The 14,296-nt window shown below is 56.7% G+C and carries 19 protein-coding genes; 13 read left to right on the top strand and 6 right to left on the bottom strand.

Features of this window, described 5'->3' with window-relative positions:
* The first annotated feature begins 3 nt into the window (after positions 1 to 3).
* The 3 genes from gshB (at position 4) to ruvX (ending at position 2,002) form a co-directional block, all read left to right on the top strand.
* Positions 4 to 951: a glutathione synthase gene (gene gshB, locus C3451_RS20980; RefSeq protein WP_003860032.1), complete on the top strand. Its 948-nt coding sequence runs from the start codon at positions 4 to 6 to the stop codon at positions 949 to 951.
* Between the two features lie 74 nt (positions 952 to 1,025).
* Positions 1,026 to 1,586, top strand: coding sequence for a YqgE/AlgH family protein (locus tag C3451_RS20975; protein WP_022649353.1), 561 nt, complete (start codon positions 1,026 to 1,028; stop codon positions 1,584 to 1,586).
* Positions 1,586 to 2,002: a Holliday junction resolvase RuvX gene (ruvX, locus tag C3451_RS20970; RefSeq protein WP_006811925.1), complete on the top strand. Its 417-nt coding sequence runs from the start codon at positions 1,586 to 1,588 to the stop codon at positions 2,000 to 2,002. The genes C3451_RS20975 and ruvX overlap by 1 nt, the downstream gene beginning before the upstream one ends.
* Positions 2,003 to 2,012: 10 nt before the next feature.
* On the opposite strand, the gene C3451_RS20965 is transcribed toward ruvX, so the two are convergent.
* A complete protein-coding gene (locus C3451_RS20965) occupies positions 2,013 to 2,993 on the bottom strand; it encodes a type IV pilus twitching motility protein PilT (protein ID WP_045623032.1) in 981 nt (326 codons plus the stop codon).
* 17 nt (positions 2,994 to 3,010) lie between these two features.
* Here C3451_RS20965 and C3451_RS20960 point away from each other — a divergent pair, with 17 nt between their 5' ends.
* The 6 genes from C3451_RS20960 to C3451_RS20935 are packed head-to-tail and all read left to right on the top strand — an operon-like array spanning position 3,011 to position 6,726.
* The gene (locus C3451_RS20960; protein ID WP_045623033.1) at positions 3,011 to 3,712 is read left to right on the top strand and encodes a YggS family pyridoxal phosphate-dependent enzyme; all 702 of its coding nucleotides are present in this window, start codon (positions 3,011 to 3,013) and stop codon (positions 3,710 to 3,712) included.
* 21 nt (positions 3,713 to 3,733) lie between these two features.
* Entirely contained in the window at positions 3,734 to 4,300 is a 567-nt protein-coding gene (locus tag C3451_RS20955) for a YggT family protein (protein ID WP_003860024.1), read from the top strand.
* Positions 4,297 to 4,593: a DUF167 family protein YggU gene (gene yggU / locus C3451_RS20950; RefSeq protein ID WP_022649356.1), complete on the top strand. Its 297-nt coding sequence runs from the start codon at positions 4,297 to 4,299 to the stop codon at positions 4,591 to 4,593. The genes C3451_RS20955 and yggU overlap by 4 nt, the downstream gene beginning before the upstream one ends.
* A gap of 3 nt (positions 4,594 to 4,596) precedes the next feature.
* Positions 4,597 to 5,190: an XTP/dITP diphosphatase gene (locus C3451_RS20945; RefSeq protein ID WP_022649357.1), complete on the top strand. Its 594-nt coding sequence runs from the start codon at positions 4,597 to 4,599 to the stop codon at positions 5,188 to 5,190.
* Positions 5,183 to 6,331 carry a radical SAM family heme chaperone HemW gene (gene hemW, locus C3451_RS20940; RefSeq protein WP_023306915.1) on the top strand — a complete coding sequence of 383 codons (1,149 nt, stop codon included), beginning with the start codon at positions 5,183 to 5,185 and terminating at the stop codon, positions 6,329 to 6,331. Before C3451_RS20945 ends, hemW begins: the two co-directional genes overlap by 8 nt.
* Positions 6,332 to 6,387: 56 nt before the next feature.
* The gene (locus C3451_RS20935; RefSeq protein WP_023298571.1) at positions 6,388 to 6,726 is read left to right on the top strand and encodes an endonuclease domain-containing protein; all 339 of its coding nucleotides are present in this window, start codon (positions 6,388 to 6,390) and stop codon (positions 6,724 to 6,726) included.
* A 115-nt stretch (positions 6,727 to 6,841) separates the two neighbouring features.
* On the opposite strand, the gene C3451_RS20930 is transcribed toward C3451_RS20935, so the two are convergent.
* Genes C3451_RS20930 through trmB form a run of 3 tightly spaced genes read right to left on the bottom strand, consistent with a single transcriptional unit; the run spans position 6,842 to position 8,661 of the window.
* Complete coding sequence (locus C3451_RS20930; protein WP_022649360.1) at positions 6,842 to 7,558, bottom strand: DUF2884 domain-containing protein; 717 nt, start codon at positions 7,556 to 7,558, stop codon at positions 6,842 to 6,844.
* A gap of 57 nt (positions 7,559 to 7,615) precedes the next feature.
* On the bottom strand, positions 7,616 to 7,942 hold the full coding sequence (locus C3451_RS20925) for a YggL family protein (protein ID WP_003862421.1): 327 nt from the start codon (positions 7,940 to 7,942) through the stop codon (positions 7,616 to 7,618).
* Positions 7,942 to 8,661 carry a tRNA (guanosine(46)-N7)-methyltransferase TrmB gene (gene trmB / locus C3451_RS20920; protein ID WP_022649361.1) on the bottom strand — a complete coding sequence of 240 codons (720 nt, stop codon included), beginning with the start codon at positions 8,659 to 8,661 and terminating at the stop codon, positions 7,942 to 7,944. Before trmB ends, C3451_RS20925 begins: the two co-directional genes overlap by 1 nt.
* A gap of 144 nt (positions 8,662 to 8,805) precedes the next feature.
* Between trmB and mutY the strand changes: the two genes are divergently transcribed.
* The 4 genes from mutY to C3451_RS20900 all read left to right on the top strand — a co-directional run bounded on the left by mutY (position 8,806) and on the right by C3451_RS20900 (position 12,895).
* Positions 8,806 to 9,858, top strand: coding sequence for an A/G-specific adenine glycosylase (gene mutY / locus C3451_RS20915; RefSeq protein ID WP_168929096.1), 1,053 nt, complete (start codon positions 8,806 to 8,808; stop codon positions 9,856 to 9,858).
* 26 nt (positions 9,859 to 9,884) lie between these two features.
* On the top strand, positions 9,885 to 10,157 hold the full coding sequence (locus tag C3451_RS20910; protein ID WP_003862425.1) for an oxidative damage protection protein: 273 nt from the start codon (positions 9,885 to 9,887) through the stop codon (positions 10,155 to 10,157).
* Positions 10,158 to 10,281: 124 nt separating this feature from the next.
* Positions 10,282 to 11,358 (top strand): membrane-bound lytic murein transglycosylase MltC, encoded by a 1,077-nt coding sequence (gene mltC, locus C3451_RS20905; RefSeq protein ID WP_032621902.1) that lies wholly within the window; start codon positions 10,282 to 10,284, stop codon positions 11,356 to 11,358.
* A gap of 280 nt (positions 11,359 to 11,638) precedes the next feature.
* Entirely contained in the window at positions 11,639 to 12,895 is a 1,257-nt protein-coding gene (locus tag C3451_RS20900) for a nucleoside permease (protein WP_022649364.1), read from the top strand.
* 79 nt (positions 12,896 to 12,974) lie between these two features.
* Here C3451_RS20900 and citG read toward each other — a convergent pair whose 3' ends face one another.
* Positions 12,975 to 13,778 (bottom strand): triphosphoribosyl-dephospho-CoA synthase CitG, encoded by an 804-nt coding sequence (gene citG, locus C3451_RS20895; protein WP_045623037.1) that lies wholly within the window; start codon positions 13,776 to 13,778, stop codon positions 12,975 to 12,977.
* Positions 13,756 to 14,295, bottom strand: coding sequence for a citrate lyase holo-[acyl-carrier protein] synthase (citX, locus tag C3451_RS20890; RefSeq protein WP_022649366.1), 540 nt, complete (start codon positions 14,293 to 14,295; stop codon positions 13,756 to 13,758). The genes citG and citX overlap by 23 nt, the downstream gene beginning before the upstream one ends.
* Position 14,296: the final 1 nt, after the last annotated feature.

Raw genomic sequence — 14,296 nt, 5'->3', positions numbered from 1 at the left:
AACATGATTAAGCTCGGCATCGTGATGGACCCCATCGCAAACATTAACATTAAGAAAGATTCCAGCTTCGCTATGCTGCTGGAAGCGCAGCGTCGCGGCTATGAACTCCACTATATGGAGATGAACGATCTGTACCTGATCAACGGTGAAGCCCGCGCACGTACCCGCATCGTTAACGTCGAGCAGAACTACGAAAAATGGTACGAATTCGGCACCGAGCAGGATATTGCCCTGGCCGACCTTAACGTCATCTTGATGCGTAAAGATCCGCCGTTCGACACCGAATACATTTACTCCACCTATATCCTTGAGCGTGCCGAAGAGAAAGGCACGCTGATCGTCAATAAGCCGCAGAGCCTGCGCGACTGCAACGAGAAGCTCTATACCGCATGGTTCTCTGACCTGACGCCGGAAACGCTGGTCACCCGCAGCAAAACGCAGCTGAAAGAATTCTGGCAGAAGCACGGCGACATCATCATGAAGCCGCTGGACGGCATGGGCGGCGCATCGATCTTCCGCGTGAAAGAGGGCGACCCGAACATTGGCGTGATTGCCGAAACGCTGACCGAGCTGGGGACCCGCTACTGCATGGCGCAAAACTATCTGCCGGCCATTAAAGACGGCGACAAGCGTGTGCTGGTTGTAGACGGCGAGCCGGTGCCGTACTGCCTGGCGCGTATCCCGCAGGGTGGTGAAACCCGTGGCAACCTGGCGGCCGGAGGTCGTGGCGAACCGCGTCCGTTAAGCGAAAGCGACTGGGAAATTGCCCGCCGCGTCGGCCCTACGCTGAAAGCCAAAGGCTTGATCTTCGTTGGCCTCGATATCATCGGCGATCGTCTGACCGAAGTGAACGTCACCAGCCCGACCTGCATTCGTGAGATCGAAGCGGAATTCCCGATCTCGATCACCGGAATGCTGATGGACGCTATCGAAAAACGTTTACAGAAATAACCTGTGACAGCGCCTGTGTTTATCCCCATACTGGGCGCTGTCGCTTTTTAAACCAGGAAACAGTACCTCTGACAATGAATTTACAGCATCACTTTCTTATTGCCATGCCTGCTCTCCAGGATCCGATTTTCCGCCGCGCCGTGGTCTATATTTGCGAATACAACGAAGACGGCGCAATGGGGATTATCATCAATAAGCCGCTGGAAAACCTTCAGGTCGAAGGCATTCTGGACAAGCTGAAAATCCCTGCTGAAGCGCGGCTGCCGGAAATCCGTCTTGATAAACCGGTGATGCTCGGCGGACCGCTTGCAGAAGATCGTGGCTTTATCCTGCATACCCCGCCGGTTTTCTCGTCCAGCATTCGTATCTCCGATAACACCGTCGTCACCACCTCTCGCGATGTGCTCGAAACACTGGGCACGGCAAATCAGCCTTCTGAGGTGCTGGTTGCGCTCGGCTACGCTTCCTGGGAAAAAGGGCAGCTGGAACAAGAAATTCTGGACAACGCCTGGCTGACGGCCCCTGCGGATATGAATATCCTGTTTAAAACCCCTATCGCCGATCGCTGGCGTGACGCGGCAAAACTGATTGGCATTGATATTCTGACCATGCCTGGCGTTGCGGGGCACGCGTAATGAGCGGCACCCTTCTCGCCTTTGACTTCGGCACCAAAAGCATCGGCGTCGCTGTGGGTCAACGGATCACCGGTACCGCCCGCCCGCTCACGGCGCTGAAAGCTAACGACGGCACGCCGGACTGGAACCTTATTGAGCGCTTGCTCAAAGAGTGGCAGCCGGACGACGTGATTGTCGGTCTGCCGCTGAACATGGACGGCACCGAGCAGCCGCTTACCGCCCGCGCGCGCAAGTTCGCGAACAAAATTCATGGCCGCTTTGGTGTCTCCGTTAAGCTGCACGATGAACGTTTGAGCACCGTCGAGGCACGCGCTGGCCTGTTCGAGCACGGTGGCTTCCGGGCGTTGAACAAAGGCAGCGTGGATTCAGCTTCAGCCGTCATTATCCTCGAAAGCTATTTCGAACAGGGTTACTGAGCGCCGGGGCCTACAGCCGCTCCTGCGCCCGTCGCTCCGCCAGACTCTGCTCAAAGTTCTGCATCCCCGCCTGCTGCCCCGTTTGAATAATGCCCGGCAGTTGCCAGGTTTTACCTTCGCGGATCAGGTTTGCCGCCGCCGACGTATTCACCAGTAGCTCATACAGCGCCACGCGCCCGCCCTGGACATCCTGACGCAGCTTCTGCGCCAGTACCGCACGCAGGCTTCCCGCCAGCTGATTACGAACCGGATCTTTCTCCTGCGCCGGGAAGGTATCGACCAGGCGCTCGATCGCCTGCGCCGCACCGCGCGTGTGCAGCGTGGCCAACACCAGATGGCCAGTCTCAGCCGCCGTCAGCGCCAGGCGTATCGTCTCGCTGTCGCGCAGCTCACCAAGCAGAATCACATCCGGATCTTCACGCAGCGCACTGCGCAGGGCCTCGGCAAAGGACGGGCTATGCTGGCCTATCTCCCGCTGCCGGATGAGGCAACGTTCACTCTGGTACATAAACTCCACCGGATCTTCCAGGGTCAGAATGTGCCCGTCCGTATGGTGATTGAGAAAATCGACCATCGCGGCCAGGGTGGTCGATTTCCCGCTGCCGGTAGCGCCAGTGACCAGAATCAGGCCATTGTCATTGGACAAAAGCTCCGGGATCGCGCGCGGCACGCCTAACGCAGAGAGCTGCGGACACGTCAGCGGCAACAGGCGTAGCGCGATCGAAACGCCGTGCATATGCTTAAACGCACTGCCGCGCAGCCGCTGACCGCCTGTGAGGGTAACGGCAAAATCTACCTGCCCGTTTGCCCACCAGGCGCCCTGCTGCTCGTCGTTGAGCCACGCTTTTAATAACGCCTCCACATCGGGGGGCGGAAACGGCGCAGGTTCAAGACGGCCTGACCTGCGCCAGCGCGGTGGTGAATCACTGCACAGGTGTAGATCGGAGACGTTATGCTTTACACTAAGGGCCACAATTTCTTCCACATCCATAGACAACTCCTCGGAAAATGAACGACATTGCGCATAACCTGGCACAGGTCCGGGACAAAATCTCAGCCGCGGCAACGCGTTGCGGCCGTGCTTCAGAAGAAATTACGTTGCTTGCAGTCAGCAAAACCAAGCCTGCGAGCGCCATCGCAGAAGCGATAGCCGCCGGTCATCGTGCCTTTGGTGAAAACTATGTGCAGGAAGGCGTAGATAAGATTCGCGCTTTCCGGGAGCGGGGAAATATAGACCTGCAGTGGCACTTTATCGGTCCGCTACAGTCGAACAAAAGCCGTCTGGTAGCAGAGCACTTCGACTGGTGTCACACCATCGATCGTCTGCGTATCGCTACCCGTTTGAGCGACCAGCGCCCTATGGAGATGCCAGCGCTTAACGTGCTGATTCAAATCAACATCAGTGATGAAAACAGCAAGTCCGGCATTACGCTGAGCGAACTGGATGCGCTGGCGGCGGACGTGGCGGCGCTGCCGCGCTTAACCCTGCGCGGACTGATGGCCATTCCGGCACCAGAGTCAAGTTATGAAAGGCAGTTTGCCGTAGCACAGCAAATGGCTGTAGCATTTGAGGCGCTTAAAGCGCGCTATGACACGGTAGACACGCTTTCTCTGGGCATGTCGGACGATATGGAAGCCGCCATCGCGGCAGGCAGCACCATGGTGCGCATCGGCACAGCAATTTTCGGTGCGCGCGATTACACCCAATAATAAGGAAACCTGAGGAACGCCATGAAGACGTTGACTTTCCTGCTTTCAACGGTCATTGAACTGTATACGATGGCGCTGCTACTGCGCGTCTGGATGCAGTGGGCCCGTTGTGATTTTTACAATCCATTCTCACAATTTATCGTGAAAATCACGCAGCCCATTGTGGGGCCGCTTCGCCGCATCATTCCGGCAATGGGGCCGATTGACAGTTCATCTCTGCTGATGGCGTTTATTCTGAGCGTTATCAAAGCGATCGTGCTGTTTATGGTCATCACTTTCCAGCCGATTATCTGGATTTCAGCCGTTCTGATCCTGGTTAAAACCGTCGGCTCGCTGATCTTCTGGGTCCTGCTGGTGATGGCGATTATGAGCTGGGTAAGCCGGGGCCGTAGCCCGGTGGAGTACGCGTTGATTCAGCTGACTGAACCATTGCTGCGTCCGATCCGTAGCCTGCTGCCTGCGATGGGCGGAATCGACTTCTCCCCGATGCTTCTCGTTTTGCTGCTGTACGTGCTGAATATGGGTATCGCGGAACTGTTACAGGCGACGGGTAATATGCTGCTGCCGGGGCTGTGGATGGCGTTATGAGTGCAGTTAGCCCCTGCGCCGACGGGCTGGTTTTACGGCTGTACATTCAGCCGAAAGCCAGCCGCGACAGCATTGTTGGGCTGCATGGCGACGAGCTAAAAGTCGCCATCACTGCCCCGCCCGTTGACGGCCAGGCGAATGCGCATCTGACTAAATATCTGGCAAAACAGTTTCGCGTCGCTAAAAGCCAGGTCATCATTGAGAAAGGTGAACTTGGCCGGCATAAACAGGTAAAAATCCTTAACCCGCAATCTATCCCGACGGAAGTCGCGGCTCTGACAAAACAGGACTAAACCATGCAGAAAGTTGTTCTCGCCACCGGTAATGCCGGTAAAGTGCGCGAGCTGGCCTCGCTATTACATGATTTTGGGCTGGACGTGGTGGCTCAGACCGAGCTGGGCGTGGACTCCGCCGAAGAGACCGGCCTGACGTTTATCGAAAACGCCATTCTGAAAGCGCGCCATGCGGCGCAGATCACCGGGCTGCCCGCGATTGCCGATGACTCCGGTCTGGCCGTGGATTTTCTGGGCGGTGCGCCGGGGATTTACTCCGCCCGCTATTCCGGGGTGGACGCCACCGACCAGCAGAACCTGGAAAAGCTGCTTGTGGCCCTGAACGACGTCCCTGACGAACAGCGTACCGCGCAATTCCACTGCGTGCTGGTCTACATGCGTCACGCGGAAGATCCCACGCCGATTGTCTGTCACGGCAGCTGGCCGGGCGTGATCACCCGTGAAGCGGCGGGCAACGGCGGCTTTGGTTACGACCCGATTTTCTTTGTCCCGACCGAGGGCAAAACCGCTGCGGAACTCACCCGCGAAGAGAAAAGCGCGATCTCCCACCGTGGACGCGCCCTGAAACTGTTACTGGAAGCACTGCGTAATGGCTAATTTGCCGCCTCTGAGTCTTTATATTCACATCCCATGGTGCGTGCAGAAATGCCCGTACTGCGATTTCAACTCGCACGCGCTGAAGGGCGAAGTGCCGCACGATGATTACGTCGCGCATCTGCTGGCCGATCTGGATGCCGATGTACCGTACGCACAGGGACGTGAAGTAAAGACCATTTTTATTGGTGGCGGTACGCCGAGCCTGCTTTCAGGCCCGGCGATGCAGACGCTGCTGGACGGTGTGCGCGCACGCCTGAAGCTGGCAGCGGATGCTGAAATTACGATGGAAGCCAACCCGGGCACCGTTGAGGCCGACCGTTTTGTCGAGTATCAGCGCGCGGGCGTGAACCGTATCTCCATCGGCGTGCAGAGCTTTAGCGAGCCAAAGCTGAAGCGTCTGGGGCGCATTCATGGCCCGGAAGAGGCAAAGCGCGCGGCGAACCTGGCAACGGGGCTTGGGCTGCGCAGTTTTAACCTCGATTTGATGCACGGCCTGCCGGATCAGTCGCTGGAAGAAGCGCTGGACGATTTGCGTCAGGCAATTGAACTGAACCCGCCGCATCTGTCGTGGTATCAGTTGACCATTGAACCGAACACCCTGTTTGGTTCCCGTCCTCCGGTGCTGCCGGACGATGACGCGCTGTGGGATATCTTCGAGCAGGGCCACCAGCTTTTGACCGCGGCGGGGTATCAGCAATACGAAACCTCGGCGTATGCGAAGCCGGGCTATCAGTGTCAGCACAACCTGAACTACTGGCGCTTTGGTGATTATCTGGGGATTGGCTGCGGGGCACACGGCAAAGTGACCTTCCCGGACGGGCGCATTCTGCGCACTGCAAAAACGCGTCATCCGCGCGGGTTTATGGAAGGCCGCTACCTGGAGCGTCAGCATGACGTCGAGGCGGTGGATAAGCCGTTTGAGTTCTTTATGAACCGCTTCCGTCTGCTGGAAGCCGCACCGCGCGCGGAGTTTGCGCTCTACACCGGGTTGTCAGAGTCGGTGATTCGTCCGCAGATTGACGAGGCGTTGGCGCAGGGATATCTGACCGAGTGTAATGAGTACTGGCAGATCACCGAGCACGGTAAGCTGTTCCTAAACTCCCTTCTTGAGCTGTTCCTCGCTGAAAATCCTGAAGGCTGATTCAGGATTTTACATCCCGTTCTGCTGGTTGAGGGAAAGGCTGGCAGAGTGTGGGGATGGAAAAATCAAAACAACTCCGCAAACAAATGACACCCGAAGAATTACGCCTCTGGTATCTGCTCAGAGGTCGCCGCTTCTTTGGGTATAAGTTTCGCCGACAGATGCCGGTTGGGCCGTACATCGTGGATTTTGCCTGCTTTAAGGCGAAACTGATTGTTGAGCTGGACGGGGGGCAACATCAGGATAAAGAGGCCTATGACTCTCGTCGCACCGAGTTTTTGAATGCGAACGGCTGGGAAGTCGTACGGTTCTGGAATCATGAATTCAGGGCTAATGAGGAGGAGATGCTGATGGCTATTCTGCAACGATTGCAATGCCTGATGCCCTCACCCTAACCCTCTCCCACAGGGAGAGGGAACTGGTTACTCCCTCTCCCACAGGGAGAGGGAACTGGTTACTCCCTCTCCCCTGGGGAGAGGGCCGGGGTGAGGGGCCCTACGCGCAGAGGCGTTACTTCAGCGTCCCCACCAGCGCCTTCCGGCTGTCTTCCAGGGACACCACGCGTTTACACACATCTTTGCCGAACTGCTGGAAATCGGCTTCCTGATTCTTCCACTCGTTCTGAATCGAGGTTTGCAGTCCGCCCAGGCTACCCAGTACACCCTGCAACGGATTACCGCCGCCTTTCAGCACCGCTTTGGCGCCCATCTCGTTGATGCTGTCCTGGAGAATGCCGCCCATCGCCTGGTTCACCAGCTGCTGACCGTCGGCTCGCACCTGATCGATCGCCTTATAGTGGAACGTCAGGCCATCAGAGCGCGTCTCAATAATGCGGTTCATCTGTTCTTTCAGCTGTTTATCCAGCTTCGTCAGGCGGGTGCGCATATTGCTGCTCTCCCCCACCTCTTTGGTGATGATTTTATCCAGCGCCACGCGGCCCTTCTCAACGCGGGTCAGCGCGCCATCGTTTATCCATGGCAGCGCGGTACGCAACTCGGCCTGGTAGTCCATCGCCTGCTCGCGCTGGGCGGCCGTCAGGTTTTGCTGTTTGCCGTTAAACGTCACGTTGCCATCCGGCGTGATCACCAGATTGCCATTCTCGCCTTTAACCTGCACGGTTTGCGGGCTTAATACCACGTCGTCACGCGGGGTGACGCTACATTTATACTCCGCATGGGCGGTGGTTCCGATTGCCAGTAAAGCAACCGCCAGCAACGTTTTACGCATCTTCAACACTCCCTCAGACAAAATGGGCCAGCTAATGCTGGCCCCGTTCTTGCTTTATTAGTCCCACCAAACGTCGAAAAGTTCGCTGACGCGGACATCTTCCAGTTTGTGGTCTTCAAGCCATTTGCGTACCAGCGCCTGATGTTCTTCGGTGCATTTCCCCACTTCCTGGGTGCAAATCAGACCTTCCCACGCCAGATAGCCGCTACCGTCGAAGGCCAGCTTGTTGGGTTCGATCACCTCGTTGATGAACGCATCAACGTCCTGATCGATCTGCTCAACGCTGGTGCCTTCCGGGAAACGCCAGGCAACGGAGAAACCCACTTCCTGGAATTCTTCGATGTGCATCTTTTTACGCAGACGACGGCTACGATTCTTTGCCATTATTTCACCCTCTCGAACATTAAGTCCCATACGCCGTGACCAAGACGATGGCCACGCTGTTCAAATTTTGTCACCGGACGTGAATCCGGACGCGGTACGTAGTCGTTGCTTTCAGACTGGTTTTTATACCCGTCCAGCGACGACATCACTTCCAGCATGTGTTCCGCATAAGGTTCCCAGTCGGTCGCCATGTGGAAGACGCCGCCCAGCTTAAGCTTACTTTTCACCAGCTCGGCAAACGGCGCCTGAACGATACGGCGTTTATTATGACGCGCTTTGTGCCACGGGTCAGGGAAAAAGAGCTGAACCATGTTCAAAGAATTGTCAGGAATCATTTTGTGCAGCACTTCCACCGCGTCGTGACACATAACGCGCAGGTTCTCAACGCCCTCTTCATGGGCCGTTGCCAGACACGCACCGACGCCTGGCGAGTGCACTTCAATACCGAGGAAGTTCTGCTCCGGTCGCGCTTTCGCCATAGTGACCAGCGAGGTGCCCATGCCAAAACCGATCTCCAGCGTCACTGGCGCATCGCGACCAAACAGCTCGGTAAAGTCGAGCGGCTGCTCGCTGAACTCAACGCCCATCACCGGCCAGTAGTTGTCCAGCGCGTGTTGCTGCCCTTTTGTCAGGCGGCCCTGACGGCGGACAAAGCTGCGAATACGGCGCAGCGGGCGACCGTTTTCATCAAATTCCGGTGAAATGACGTCGTTTTTCATAAAAGAGTTGTCTGCTTGTGAGAGTGTACGGGAAACGGGCATTATCCAAAGTTAAGGCTTCTATGCAAGCATGGGAAAGATCCGGTTTACAGCAGATTGACGCTGTGCTGCAATCTGCCTCCCTGATTAAGCGAATCGATGACCATGCAAGCCTCTCAATTTTCAGCCCAGGTGCTGGACTGGTACGACAAATACGGGCGTAAAACCCTGCCCTGGCAAATTGAAAAAACGCCTTACAAAGTATGGCTCTCCGAGGTGATGTTGCAACAAACGCAGGTCGCGACGGTCATTCCTTACTTCGAGCGTTTTATGGCGCGCTTCCCGACAATCACCGATCTGGCCAACGCGCCGTTAGACGAGGTATTGCACCTGTGGACAGGCCTCGGCTATTACGCCCGCGCGCGCAACCTGCACAAAGCCGCACAACAGGTCGCCACCCGCCACAACGGTAAATTCCCGGAGACCTTTGACGAGGTTGCGGATTTGCCCGGCGTCGGGCGTTCAACCGCAGGCGCAATCCTTTCCCTGTCTTTAGGCAAGCATTTCCCTATTCTCGACGGCAACGTCAAGCGCGTGCTGACACGCTGCTACGCCGTAGAAGGCTGGCCGGGCAAGAAAGAGGTTGAGAAGCGCCTGTGGGAGATCAGTGAAGCGGTCACTCCGGCGAAAGGGGTGGAACGTTTTAACCAGGCGATGATGGATCTGGGCGCGATGGTCTGCACCCGTTCAAAACCGAAGTGCGAACTCTGCCCGGTAAATAACCTCTGCGTGGCCTATGCGAACCACTCCTGGGCGCAGTATCCGGGGAAAAAACCGAAGCAGACGCTGCCTGAACGCACCGGGTACATGCTGCTGATGCAGCATGGCGACGAGGTGTTTCTCGCCCAGCGCCCGCTGAGTGGCCTGTGGGGTGGTCTATACTGCTTCCCACAGTTTGAGGATGAAGCTTCGCTTCGGGCATGGCTTGAACAGCGCGGCATTGCGGCCGATACCCTGACGCAACTCAACGCGTTCCGTCATACCTTCAGCCATTTCCATCTGGATATTGTGCCTATGTGGCTTCCCGTGTCCTCATTCACCTCCTGCATGGATGAAGGCACCGCTCTCTGGTATAACTTAGCGCAACCGCCATCAGTCGGGCTGGCGGCTCCCGTGGAGCGCCTGTTACAGCAATTACGTGTCGGTGCAATGGTTTAGCATCGGCAAGACAAAGAGGAATGAGTATGGCCAGAACCATTTTTTGTACTTTCCTGCAGCGCGACGCTGAAGGCCAGGATTTCCAGCTCTACCCGGGCGACCTGGGTAAACGCATTTACAACGAGATCTCCAAAGAAGCCTGGGGACAGTGGCAGAAAAAACAGACCATGCTGATCAACGAGAAAAAGCTCAGCATGATGAACCCGGAACACCGCAAGCTGCTGGAGCAGGAGATGGTGAACTTCCTGTTCGAGGGTAAAGACGTCCACATCGAAGGCTATACGCCACCGGAAAAATAATACTCTGCGGCTGCTGCCCGGCGGCGCTGCGCTTGCACGGGCCTACGGTTATGTAGGCCGGGTAAGCGCAGCGCCACCCGGCAACAGCAACCTCAAAGCAAACACAACACGCACTCCCGGAATGATGAAAAAACTATTAGCGCTAGCACTTGTTGCGCCGTTGCTTGTGTCTTGTTCTTCCAAAAAGGGCGATAGCTATAACGAAGCCTGGGTTAAGGACACCAACGGTTTTGACATTTTGATGGGGCAGTTTGCCCATAACATCGAGAACATATGGGGATTTAACGAAGTTCTTATTGCCGGACCGAAGGACTACGTTAAGTATACCGACGCCTATCAGACCCGTAGCCACATCAACTTCGATGACGGTACGATTACGATTGAAACCATCGCGGGGACTGAACCTGCGGCGCATTTACGTCAGGCCATCATCAAAACCCTGCTGATGGGCGACGATCCGGGATCTATCGATCTCTACTCTGATGCCGATGACATTACTATCTCCAAAGAGCCGTTCCTGTATGGGCAGGTCGTTGACCAGACCGGTCAGCCGATTCGCTGGGAAGGTCGCGCGACGAACTTCGCAGACTATTTGCTGCAAACGCGCCTGAAAAGCCGCACCAATGGCCTGAAGGTGATCTATAGCGTTACGATCAACCTGGTGCCGAACCACCTCGACAAGCGTGCGCATAAGTATCTGGGCATGGTGCGTCAGGCGTCGCGTAAGTATGGCGTGGATGAGTCGCTGATCCTGGCGATTATGCAGACCGAATCCTCGTTCAACCCGTATGCGGTGAGCCGTTCCGACGCGCTGGGGCTGATGCAGGTTGTGCAGCACAGCGCCGGTAAAGACGTGTTCCGCGCGCAGGGGAAATCCGGTACGCCGAGCCGCAGCTACCTGTTCGATCCGCAAAGCAACATTGATACCGGCACGGCCTATCTGGCGATGCTGAACAATGTCTATCTCGGCGGGATCGATAACCCGACTTCACGTCGCTATGCGGTGATCACCGCCTACAACGGCGGTGCGGGCAGCGTCCTGCGCGTCTTCTCGAACGATAAAGTTCAGGCCGCGAACATCATCAACAGCATGGCGCCGGGGGACGTGTACTCCACGCTGACCACTCGCCACCCGTCTGCGGAATCCCGCCGCTATCTGTATAAGGTGAATACGGCGCAGAAGAACTACCGTCGCCGCTAGAAACCAACACCACCCCTCACCCTACCCTCTCCCCAATGGGGAGAGGGTGTTCAAGTTCCCTCTCCCCTTTGGGGTGAGGGGGCATCAGACCGCACCCATCTCATCCCACCCATACAAAAATGCTATTTGCATCACAATCCAAACTGCAAATTAATGTGGATTGCATTTTTTTGCGGGAGGTAACAAAACATATCGTTGCCAACTGATAGAATTGCATCAAATAACAACCCTGAATGTTCCTATAACAACATATCTCCCGCTCACTTGTGAGGAAAGTAACATGAACCTTAAGCTGCAGCTTAAAATCTTGTCGTTTCTGCAGTTCTGCCTGTGGGGTAGCTGGCTGACTACACTCGGCTCCTATATGTTTGTGACGCTCAAGTTCGATGGTGCGTCAATCGGTGCCGTCTACAGCTCGCTGGGTATTGCGGCTGTTTTCATGCCAACGCTGCTCGGTATCGTGGCAGATAAATGGTTAAGTGCGAAATGGCTGTATATGCTTTGCCATCTGGTGGGTGCGGGGACGCTGTTTATGGCGGCCGAAGTGACCACGCCGGGGGCGATGTTTATGGTGATCCTGCTTAACTCGCTGGCGTATATGCCAACGCTTGGCCTGATCAACACCATCTCCTACTACCGCCTGAAATCTGCCGGTCTGGATATCGTCACCGACTTCCCGCCAATCCGTATCTGGGGCACCATCGGCTTTATCATGGCAATGTGGGGCGTGAGCTTCGCGGGCTTCGAGCTGAGCCACATGCAGCTGTATATTGGTGCCGCGCTCTCCGTGCTGCTGGCGCTGTTCACCCTGACGCTGCCCACCATTCCGGTTTCTAACCAGCAGAAAAACCAGAGCTGGAGCACCATGCTTGGCCTGGACGCCTTCGCCCTGTTCAAAAACAAGCGCATGGCGATCTTCTTTATTTTCTCCATGCTGCTGGGCGCGGAACTGCAAATCACCAACATGTTCGGTAATACCTTCCTGCACAGCTTCGATAACGATCCGCTGTTTGCCGGGAGCTTTATCGTTGAACACGCGTCGGTGATGATGTCCATCTCGCAGATCTCTGAGACGCTGTTCATCCTGACCATCCCGTTCTTCCTGAGCCGCTACGGCATCAAGAACGTCATGCTGATCAGTATCGCTGCCTGGATGTTGCGCTTCGGTCTGTTCGCCTACGGCGACCCAAGCGCGTTCGGCACCGTGCTGCTGGTTCTGTCGATGATTGTTTACGGCTGTGCCTTCGACTTCTTCAACATCTCCGGCTCGGTGTTTGTAGAAAAAGAGGTGAAACCTGAAATTCGCGCCAGCGCGCAGGGCATGTTCCTGATGATGACCAACGGCTTCGGCTGTATTCTGGGCGGCGTGGTGAGCGGTAAAGTGGTTGAGATGTATACCACCAACGGCATCACCAACTGGCAGCCAGTGTGGCTGATCTTCGCCGGGTACTCACTGGTGCTTTTCTTCGCGTTCATCGTGCTGTTCAAGTACAAGCACGTGCGCGAGCCGCACGGTGCACAGCCGATCGCGCATTGATTGTTGTGCCCGGTGGCGCTGCGCTTACCGGGCCTACAAAACCAGACCGTAGGCCGGGTAAGGCGTAGCCGCCACCCGGCTATTTTATTCCAGAAAGCACCCACCCCACCGACAGCAAATCCGCGCTGCCGCCCGGGCTCAGATTGCGTTCAATCAATGCCTTATCCATCTTCAGCAACGCCTCGCAGTCCCAGCCGTTAGCCAGTAATTCCCGCGCGTAGCCCTGAACGTAGCGCAGCCCTTCAGTGCCGCCGCGCGAAACGAGATTACTGTCCTGGTTGATGGCCATCAGGCGCAATAACAGGTCATGAAGGGTGTTTCCCTTCCACTGCGCCAGCGCCTTACGCACCGTGCTGAAGCCGCTTTCTGCCTCACCGCGCGCGCCGGTTAAACCGTACTGTTGAAACTGTCGCTCTCCCGCCGTTGCCTGCCCGCAGCGCCCGCCCAGTTCCCGCGCCACGAGCCCACGACAGATGTTACTTACCTCACAACAGAGGCTATCCGCAGAGATATTTTTCACACGTCCGGCGGCGAAGCAGAGCAAACCAAGGGCAAAAATCCCGCCCTTGTGCGTGTTCACCCCGCCCGTGGCGGCGTACATCGCCTGCTCACAGGCCATTCCCATCGGGCGGATAATCCGTAGCTGCTCTCCAGCAGGTTTTTCCGCATGTGCTTCACCCAGTTCCGCAAAACGGGCAAACCACGGCGTAATCGCCGCAATGCTGCGGAGGAATAAGGTATGGTCCATATCGCGATGGGAGCCGTTATTGAGCCTGTCCACCAGCCCCGGTTTGGGCGTCAGCTCCAGCTCCTGCCACAGCGCCTCTGCGGCAAGCGCAGGAACATCAACCGGGCGCGGTTTAGTCGCGAGCAAACCAGTCATCTATCATTTTCTCCACGCGGGAAACCACCTGCTCAACGGGATGGTGCCGAGAACGGGAACAAGCGTGGGCAGGCTCGTCGCAAATCAGACAGCGCCTGAGGTGTGAACCCAACGACTGACGGCCAACGTGGCCGTTTTCAGGGCAGATCACATCCAGATCCCACAGTCTGCCGAGCGGGTGCGTCTGCTCCAGTTCAGCACAGTGCGCTTTAATTTCCGCCGCCGGATGCGCGACGCACCACAGCGCTTCAGGTCCGGTGGGTAGCCAGAGCACCTGGCGGTCCAGCACCTGCCAGCGGTTTTCCCACAGCAGCTGGTCGCACATCTGTAACGCCACGCCCATGGTGTTGCGATAGCGCAGGCTGTCTTTAATTTGCCCGGGCGTGACCAGCGTTAGGGAGATCACCGGTTGTTGATGGTGCGTAAGCCAGTCAGCCTGACGGGCTGCGCGGCGCTCTTTCGCCGCCAGCAGCGCGTCCAGGCTGACACCCGTCCGCACGGGTGTCGCAATAGTCATA

Source organism: Enterobacter sp. 301B, from assembly GCF_003850715.1.
Taxonomy (GTDB): domain Bacteria; phylum Pseudomonadota; class Gammaproteobacteria; order Enterobacterales; family Enterobacteriaceae; genus Enterobacter; species Enterobacter intestinihominis.
The sequence above is the reverse complement of the archived record's forward strand: the minus strand, read 5'-3'. Positions and strand labels throughout refer to the sequence as shown.

Coding starts and splice junctions, on each gene's coding strand:
- gshB (WP_003860032.1), top strand. CDS start 4: ATGATTAAGCTCGGCATCGTGATGGACCCCATCGCAAACATTAACATT.
- C3451_RS20975 (WP_022649353.1), top strand. CDS start 1,026: ATGAATTTACAGCATCACTTTCTTATTGCCATGCCTGCTCTCCAGGAT.
- ruvX (WP_006811925.1), top strand. CDS start 1,586: ATGAGCGGCACCCTTCTCGCCTTTGACTTCGGCACCAAAAGCATCGGC.
- C3451_RS20965 (WP_045623032.1), bottom strand. CDS start 2,993: ATGGATGTGGAAGAAATTGTGGCCCTTAGTGTAAAGCATAACGTCTCC.
- C3451_RS20960 (WP_045623033.1), top strand. CDS start 3,011: ATGAACGACATTGCGCATAACCTGGCACAGGTCCGGGACAAAATCTCA.
- C3451_RS20955 (WP_003860024.1), top strand. CDS start 3,734: ATGAAGACGTTGACTTTCCTGCTTTCAACGGTCATTGAACTGTATACG.
- yggU (WP_022649356.1), top strand. CDS start 4,297: ATGAGTGCAGTTAGCCCCTGCGCCGACGGGCTGGTTTTACGGCTGTAC.
- C3451_RS20945 (WP_022649357.1), top strand. CDS start 4,597: ATGCAGAAAGTTGTTCTCGCCACCGGTAATGCCGGTAAAGTGCGCGAG.
- hemW (WP_023306915.1), top strand. CDS start 5,183: ATGGCTAATTTGCCGCCTCTGAGTCTTTATATTCACATCCCATGGTGC.
- C3451_RS20935 (WP_023298571.1), top strand. CDS start 6,388: ATGGAAAAATCAAAACAACTCCGCAAACAAATGACACCCGAAGAATTA.
- C3451_RS20930 (WP_022649360.1), bottom strand. CDS start 7,558: ATGCGTAAAACGTTGCTGGCGGTTGCTTTACTGGCAATCGGAACCACC.
- C3451_RS20925 (WP_003862421.1), bottom strand. CDS start 7,942: ATGGCAAAGAATCGTAGCCGTCGTCTGCGTAAAAAGATGCACATCGAA.
- trmB (WP_022649361.1), bottom strand. CDS start 8,661: ATGAAAAACGACGTCATTTCACCGGAATTTGATGAAAACGGTCGCCCG.
- mutY (WP_168929096.1), top strand. CDS start 8,806: ATGCAAGCCTCTCAATTTTCAGCCCAGGTGCTGGACTGGTACGACAAA.
- C3451_RS20910 (WP_003862425.1), top strand. CDS start 9,885: ATGGCCAGAACCATTTTTTGTACTTTCCTGCAGCGCGACGCTGAAGGC.
- mltC (WP_032621902.1), top strand. CDS start 10,282: ATGAAAAAACTATTAGCGCTAGCACTTGTTGCGCCGTTGCTTGTGTCT.
- C3451_RS20900 (WP_022649364.1), top strand. CDS start 11,639: ATGAACCTTAAGCTGCAGCTTAAAATCTTGTCGTTTCTGCAGTTCTGC.
- citG (WP_045623037.1), bottom strand. CDS start 13,778: ATGACTGGTTTGCTCGCGACTAAACCGCGCCCGGTTGATGTTCCTGCG.
- citX (WP_022649366.1), bottom strand. CDS start 14,295: ATGACTATTGCGACACCCGTGCGGACGGGTGTCAGCCTGGACGCGCTG.